Below are 7,420 nucleotides of genomic sequence, written 5' to 3'. Positions count from 1 at the left end.
GCGGTGGGGACGAGGTCCCAGGCGTGGGCCCAGGCCTCCTTGCGGTCGAGGAAGGCGAGGAAGTCGTGCGGGTCGGTCAGAGCCCGCCAGGCGGCCTGGGGGTCGTCGCGGTTGAGGTGGAGGCGGGCGGCGCCGGCGGCGGCGGCGAGCGAGTCCAGGTGCAGACCCCGGGTGAGCACCTCGTCGAACTCGGCGGCGGCCTGGGCGGTGCGCCCACGGGCGGCGGCGGTGAGACCGCGCACGGTGGCCGACAGCCCGCCGGAGCCCACCTGGCTCCGGGGGTAGCGCTTCTGGAAGGCCGTGAGGCCACGTTCCGCGTCGTCCCAGCGCCCGGCTTGCCAGTCGGCCATGATCTGATGGCAGTCCAGGTAGAGCTCCACCATGGGTAGCCGACTGGCCGGCGCCATGGCCCTCGCCCCGGTGATGGCGGCGGCGGCCCGGGCGTCGTTCCCGACCGCGATCGAGCGGCCGGCGGAGCCGCAGACGATCATCGCGGTGCTCTGGAGTACCTGCAGGTCGGTGCTCTCGCGGGGCAGCGCCGCCAGCAGCGCGGGGACCGCGGGGTCGGCGGCGGTGCTCAGCAGGGTCATCTGCGCGAGGTCGAGCATCGCCCGGGCCTGGCGGTCCTCGTGAGCGGCCAGGAGGGAGCGGCCCCGTTCGACCATGGCCCGCTGTTCCGCGAGGGCGAACCGTCCCGTCTCCGACAGGGCCAGCAGGGCCAGCCGCCTGGCGGCGGCGATCGGATCGCTGTCCCCCGCCTCCGTCAGGGCGGCCAGCACTTCCTCCTCGCCGGAGAATTCACCGCCCCGGTAGATCATGATGGCGCCCAGACTCGTCCTGATCGTTGCGCGGACCGGCGCGCTCAGGCCGGGCAGCCGCATGATCCGGCGCAGGGCGGCGGTGGTGGCGGTGTACTGCGTGCCGGCGGCGACCGAGAAGGCCAGGGCGGTCGCCGCGCGGCTGAGCTGTTCGGGGGTGAGGCCGGGCTGGTCGAGGATCTCCTGGAGCAGTGCGGCGGCGGTGCCGTGGTCGCCGACCGCGAGGGCCTGGTCGGCGGCCTCCTGGGCCCGGGGCAGCCAGGCCGCCCGGTCGCCCAGGGCGCGGGCGTGGTGGGAGATCTGCACCAGCGGCGGTGGGTCGAGCGTCTGCAGTGCCGCCAGGACCCGCCGGTGGTTCCGGTGGCGCACCGGTCCGGGGAGGGAGTCGTAGACCGCCTCCTGGGCGAGGACGTGCGCGAACGTGTAGGTGTCCGGGCCGGTCTGACGCAGCACGGCGGCGGCCGTCGCGGCTTGCAGGGCGGCGGCGGTGCGGTCCTCGTCCAGGCCCGCCGACAGGGCGAGCAGTGACTCCCCGGCGGGAACGGCCAGGACCGCGGCGGCGTCCACCAGTGCGGTTGCGTCCGGGCCCAGCCGGGCTCGCCGTTCGGCGAGTACCTCGTTGAGGCTTCGCGGCACCCGCAGCGCGCCCGGGTCGGTGCCGGCGGGAGAGTCCGCGAGGGTGAGCAGGTCCTCCTCGATCACCAGCGGCAGGCCGCCGCTGCGTTCGAGCAGGGTTCGCACCAGCTCCGGCGCGGGCTCGCCGCCGAGCAGGTCCCGGGCCATCGTTCTCAGCTCGGTCTCGCCCAGTCGGCCGAGCCGGATCTCCGCGCCGCCCGTCCCGGGTGGGCGTCGGAACGGTGCCCCCAGCACCGGCCGGCCGGCCGGGAGCTCCTCCGCCCGGTAGGTCATCACCAGCGCCGAGTCCGTCGGCATGTCCATCGCGAGGAGGAGCAGCAGTTCCCGGGTGGCCTCGTCCGCCCAGTGGACGTCCTCGACCACGAGGACCGCCGGTGCCACCGCCTCCAGCAGGGTCCGTACCCCCGACACCACCCGGAACCGCTGCACACCGGCCCCGGAGGTCCCGGCCTCCACTCGTGGCGGCTCCGGGGGCAGGGCGCCGGCGAGGTCCGGCAGCAGCGGTGCGAGGGCGCCCGTCGACGCGCCCAGTCGCTCCGCCGGCGGCAGCCACGGTCCGACCCGGCGCAGCGCGTCGATCACCGGCCCGTACGCCAGCGGCTCGCGCAGTGGATGGCAGCCGCCCGTCAGGACTCGCAGGCCGCGGTCGGCGAGGACCGACGTGGCCTCCGCGACCAGCCGCGACTTGCCGATCCCGGCCTCCCCCTCCACCAGGACCACCGCCGGGCGGACGTCGGACACCGAGCCGAGCAGTGTCCGCAGTTCCGCGGCACGTCCTGCGAAGGAGGACTCCCGTGCCCCGGGGAGGGGCGGTTCACCACCGAGGTCGTGCACACCCAGCTCCCATCGAACCGGCAGTTTCCACGGAGGACGGGACGGGCTGTACTGCCTCATTCAGGGCACCCTAGCACCGCGTCGGCAGCGGGAAGGATCAAGGGCGCGGTGGCGCGTCCGTTCAGGTTGCCGGGGCCGGGGGCGAGGTCCGTACGAGGACGAGCCGCCCGGTGGTCTCGCTCAGCACCGCCTGTGCGGCGGGGGCGAGTTCGGCGTCGGTGACGAAGCAGTCGATCTCGGGGAGCGTGGCGAAGGCGCTGAGGCCGACGACGTCCCACTTGCTGTGGTCGGCGACGGCGACCACCCTGCGGGCCGAGGCGATCAGGGTCCGGTTGGTCTGGGCCTCCGCGAGGTTGGGGGTGGTGAGGCCGGCGCGTTCGGAGACGCCGTGTGCGCCGATGATCAGGGTGTCCGTGTGCAGGGACCTGATGGCCTGGTCGGCGAGCGGGCCGACGAGTGCGGCCGACGGGGTGGGGGTGCCTCCGGTGAGCAGCAGGACGGGTGCGTTGCCGTTGCCGTTCTCCGCGGCGGTGCGGACGAGGTCGGCGACGGGGAGGGAGTTGGTCACCAGGGTGAGGCCGGGGATGTCGAGGAGTTGCCGGGCGACGGCGTAGGCGGTCGTCCCCGCTCCGACGGCGACGACGCTTCCGGGTTCGACGAGTGCGGCGGCGGCGCTCGCGAGGGCTTCCTTGGCGGAGGGTTCCAGCCGGGACTTGGCTTCGAAGTCGGGTTCCTCGACGAGGGTGCTGACGACGGCTCCGCCGTAGGTCTTCTCGATCGCGCCGGTGCGGGCGAGGGCTTCGAGGTCCCGGCGCACGGTCATGTCGGAGACGCCGAACCGGTCGGCGAGCTCCGCCACGCGTACCGCGCCGTCACGGCGTACGCGGTCGAGGATGAGCGCCCTTCGCTGCGGCGCCAGCAGCCCCGTGTCCTCCACGATCTCACTCCGACTTTCCACGCCGCTGCCGGCGGCCACCACGGTCGGCGCAGGAAAGCACCACGACTCACGGGACTGGGGGGCGAACGTGGTGGATCGCGCCCGTCCGGTCGCCACCATAGTTGAACATGAAACAACGGACAACCCTGTGCGAGCGGGAAGGGCCGCACCCCGGCGTGCACGGCCGGCCATGCCCGCGTCTCGGGCGTTCGGGCCGGATCGCCGAGGCGCGCGGTGCGACGTTCCGGCTGTCCGGTGCCCGCCCTCCCGGGTTCGCCGGCGGCCTCGGAGCAGGGGCCCGGCGCGCCGCCGGTCCGCGATTCGGGCAAAAGCACAAAACCTGTCGATACCCCTGGACGGGACGCGCGCAGAGCGGATAGAAAGCGCGCAACGGCAATCCGTACACCCACGGCCGCCGTTCGCGAGGCCGCTTGCCGCGCCTCGCCCGCATCCGGCGCCCGGTCACCGATGCCCGCGCCGATGCCCCGCTCCCGCAGTCCGCCCGCAGCCCGCCGTCCGCCGTCTCGTCGAAGGCGCCGGGCGCGAGCGGGCCACCCGGTACGCCGACAGTTGAGGTCGCCCCATGCCCCTGACCCTTGCCGAGCTCCGCGCCCGCACCTTCAGCACCGTCCGTCTCCGCCAGGGTTACGACGAGGGCGAGGTCGACGAGTTCCTCGACCGCGCCGAAGCCGAGCTCGTCCGCCTGTCGAACGAGAACGAGCACCTGCGGGCCGCCATCGCCGCGGCGCTCCTGCGCCCCGCAGCCACGGGGGCGAGCACCGGCACGCCCGGCCCGGTGCTCCCGTCTCCGCGTCAGACCGAGCGCCGTGCCCCGAACGGCGCCGAGGAGGCCGCCCGGGCCCTCGAACTCGCTCAGCGGATCGCCGACCGGGCCGTCGAAGGTGCCCGCGCCGAGGCCCGGAGCGTCATCGCCGCGGCCCGCGCCCGCGCCGAGGCCGTCGAAGGCGCCGCACGGGACGGCGCCCATGCCCTGGAACACGACACCCGCGCCTGGATCCAGGAGGTGATCGGCGGCCTGGAGGCGACCCGGAGCGCTCTTGAGGCCGGGATCCAGGGTCTGCGGTCGTTCGAATCCGAACAGCACCACCGGCGGAGGAGCTACCTGGAGCAGCAACTGCGCAGACTCCGGCCGCCTACCGGTGACGGGTCCACCGCGGTCGAGCGCGGGCCTGCGGCGGCGGACCTTCACCCCGTCCGCCCCCGCCCGCCGGCCGACCCACCACCGGGCGCGGCCGACCCGCCGGTCACCGCCCTGCCGCACTCCGTGAACACCCCCATCCCGGGCCTGCTTCTCAAAAGGGTCGCCGCCACGGTCCACCGCGCCGCCGTGCACCGCCACCCGGCCCGCTGAGCCGCAGGTCGACCGCCCCGGTCGATGCCCCGGACATGTCGGGAAGACCCGGGCGCGTGTGACGCGCGTACGCCCCTCGTGTCGACCGCGAAAGACCTGTACCTGCACCGTCACCTCGGGCACCCTGCCGGTACCGACACGATCCTGCCCCCGACCCGGCGGGCACCCTGGGGAGCCCCAGGGCACGGTCAACCGATAGCAGATCGTGACACGCCTGCCGCCGGTCACCTCCGAACCGGATGGGAGGATCCCGTTCCCGGCCACTTCCGACTCCTCGCGGATGCCGGTCGCGCCGCCCCGCCCAGCAGAGGAGCACCCGTCGTGCGACATCTCTCCTGCCTGTTCCCCCACCGCCGGACCCTGCCGGCCGCCCTCACCACCACCTCGGCCCTGCTGCTCACCGCGTGTGCCGGCACGGACGCCCCGAAGAGCGCCGTCGACAAGGTCCAGGCGGCCGTCCCCGCCGCGCAGCGGGCCGCCGGGGTGCTGCGCATCGGCTCCGACCTGAACTACCCGCCGGTGGCGTTCCGCGGTGTGGGCGGGAGGCCGGACGGCCTCGACCCCGACCTGGCCTACGCCCTGGGGAAGGTCCTCGGTCTGCGGGTCGAGATCGTCGATACGCCGTTCGAGAAACTGATCCCGGGCGTCAACGCCAGGGAGTTCGACGTGGCGATGTCGGGGATCAGCGACACCTCCAAGCGCCGCAACGCGCTCGGTGAGGACGGCATACCGACCGGAGGGCCGGGCGTGGACTTCGTGGACTACTTCATCGCCGGTACCTCGATCATCGTGAAGAAGGGCAACCCGAAGGGGATCCGGACGCTGAACGACATCTGCGGGCACACGGTCGCGGTGCAGCGTGGCACCACCCAGGACGAGATCGTCGGCCGCCAGGTCGCCGCCTGCGACCGGCGGGGCAAGCCGCTGCAGGTCCGCCGCTTCGACGACGACAGCCAGGCCCTCGCCGAGGTGGCGGCCGGCAGGGCGGTGGCCGACTTCAACGACCTGCCGGTGGCGGCGTACGCGGCCAGGACCACCGACGACGGCAACCGCTTCGAGGTGACGGGCATGCAGACACAGTCCAGCCCGTACGGGATCGCGCTGAACAAGAGCGACACGGCTCTGCGCGACGCGGTGGTGAAGGGACTGGACCAGCTGATGCGCAGCGGCGAGTACGACACGATCCTCGCGAAGTGGGACGTCAGCGCCGGCGCCGCCCAGGCTGCCGCGATCAACGGAGGTCTGTGACCCGAGCGGCGTCGCGCGGGTGGCCGGAAGCCGCTGCGGTCTCCCGCTGTGTACGGGCGGGCGAGGGTGCTCGCCGAACGCCCCGACGTGACCGCCGCCGTGGGGCAGGAATTGCTGCTGGGGCGCCGTCACCCGGAGACCGGGCCCGCCCGCGGGACGGGGCGGACGCGTCGGACGGCGGGTGGCACGGAGCAAGGTGAACGGGTGTACGAATCCAGTCGTTTCGGAGATCAAGCTGCCAACCGGTGAACAGAATCGGAAAAATTGAACTGCAGCGCGGGTTCCCTGCCGGCCTGGAACAGACCCCACACCCATGCCCTTGCGCGTCAATGTCATTGACGAGACAGGAGTGTCCGGATGGCCCGCTTGCGCGTTCCCCGACCTGCAACCTTCGCCGCCGCGGCGGCAACTGCCCTGTTCCTCCTGGGTTCGGCGCCCGTCGCGGTGGCCGAGCCCTCCGAACTGCTGCCGGCCTCACGGCTGCTCCCGATCCCGCAGGGAGCGATCCACAGCCTCGCCAAGGGGCTGAACAGCAGCGGCACGGTCATCGGCGAGTACTACGTGGAGGGCTCCGACGGGCCGCTCGCGATCCGGTGGAACGCCGGCCGCCCCGGCTACACCCGCCTCGCGCCGCTGCCCGGTGAGAAGTACAGCCGCGCGACCGCGCTCAGCGACGCGGGATGGGTGATCGGCCTGTCCTACGACGCCCTGCCCGCCTTCCACCCCGTCCGCTGGACACCGGGCGGCACCCCGACGCGGTTGGCGCTTCCCGGCGGGTCGCGCGGCGGCAACGCGTCGGCCGTCAACAACGCCGGGGTCGCGGTCGGCGACGCCTACGAGGAGGACTACCGCTCCCACCCCCTGCGCTGGCGGTCCGACGGCAGCAGGACCGACCTGCCCGTGCTGCCCGGCGACAGCAGCGGCACCGCGACGTCGATCAACAACGCGGGCACGGTGGTCGGGTGGACCGAGCAGCGCGACGGCGCCGGTGGCCCCGCGCACCCCGTGCGCTGGAACGCGGCGGGTGTCGTGAGCGCACTGCCCCTCCCGGCCGGGTTCGTCGGGGCCCGGACGAGCCAGATCACCGACAACGGCGTCGTCCTCGGTCACGGGCGGCTTGCCGGGAGCACGGAGTACGACCGGGTGTTGGTGTGGGCGGCCGACGGCACCGTCCGCGACGCCGGGCGCGGGCGGGGATACGACGTCAACCGGGCGGCCACCGCCGTGGGGGCTTCGCTGCAGGACTCCCCGAACGGCGACCCGGCCCGGTGGAACGCGAACGGCACGCGGACGGTTCTCGCCAATCCGGCGGAAGCGGCCGGCGAGGCGCTGGCGATCAACAACCTTGGGACGGCGGTCGGTTACGCGTGGCCGCCGGTCGGCAACGCGGCGCTGGACAAGGCCCTGCTGTGGAAGCCCGACGGTACGGTCGTCCCGCTGCCGCCGTCTCCCCTCGGCCCCTACGGCTCGGCTTCCGCGATCAACGACGCCGGCGTGATCGCCGGGGTCGCCGTCGGCACCGACGGCGCCGGGAACGCGACGACCTGGCGTGCGACCGTCTGGAAGCGCTGACAC

At 73.9% G+C, this 7,420-nt stretch carries 5 protein-coding genes; 3 read left to right on the top strand and 2 right to left on the bottom strand.

Annotated features, from left to right (window positions below):
- Together ACFWOG_RS37875 and ACFWOG_RS37870 are read right to left on the bottom strand one after the other, a co-directional pair.
- Positions 1 to 2,348: ATP-binding protein (locus ACFWOG_RS37875; protein WP_380364020.1), on the bottom strand; the 2,348-nt coding region annotated here is incomplete at its 3' end.
- A 61-nt stretch (positions 2,349 to 2,409) separates the two neighbouring features.
- Positions 2,410 to 3,228, bottom strand: a complete 819-nt coding sequence (locus tag ACFWOG_RS37870; RefSeq protein WP_380364022.1) for a DeoR/GlpR family DNA-binding transcription regulator — start codon at positions 3,226 to 3,228, stop codon at positions 2,410 to 2,412.
- A gap of 580 nt (positions 3,229 to 3,808) precedes the next feature.
- Here ACFWOG_RS37870 and ACFWOG_RS37865 point away from each other — a divergent pair.
- From ACFWOG_RS37865 to ACFWOG_RS37855, 3 genes are all read left to right on the top strand, one after another.
- Positions 3,809 to 4,597 (top strand): DivIVA domain-containing protein, encoded by a 789-nt coding sequence (locus ACFWOG_RS37865; protein WP_380364018.1) that lies wholly within the window; start codon positions 3,809 to 3,811, stop codon positions 4,595 to 4,597.
- Between the two features lie 321 nt (positions 4,598 to 4,918).
- On the top strand, positions 4,919 to 5,845 hold the full coding sequence (locus tag ACFWOG_RS37860) for an ABC transporter substrate-binding protein (protein WP_380364017.1): 927 nt from the start codon (positions 4,919 to 4,921) through the stop codon (positions 5,843 to 5,845).
- 357 nt (positions 5,846 to 6,202) lie between these two features.
- Complete coding sequence (locus ACFWOG_RS37855) at positions 6,203 to 7,417, top strand: hypothetical protein (RefSeq protein ID WP_380364015.1); 1,215 nt, start codon at positions 6,203 to 6,205, stop codon at positions 7,415 to 7,417.
- Positions 7,418 to 7,420 lie beyond the last annotated feature (3 nt).

Origin of the sequence: Kitasatospora sp. NPDC058406 (assembly GCF_042722765.1) — a bacterium.
Lineage (GTDB): Bacteria > Actinomycetota > Actinomycetes > Streptomycetales > Streptomycetaceae > Kitasatospora.
The sequence above is the reverse complement of the archived record's forward strand: the minus strand, read 5'-3'. Positions and strand labels throughout refer to the sequence as shown.

Bases quoted from the DNA above. Each gene is read 5' to 3' on its own strand.
- ACFWOG_RS37865 (WP_380364018.1), top strand. From the start codon at position 3,809: ATGCCCCTGACCCTTGCCGAGCTCCGCGCCCGCACCTTCAGCACCGTC.
- ACFWOG_RS37855 (WP_380364015.1), top strand. From the start codon at position 6,203: ATGGCCCGCTTGCGCGTTCCCCGACCTGCAACCTTCGCCGCCGCGGCG.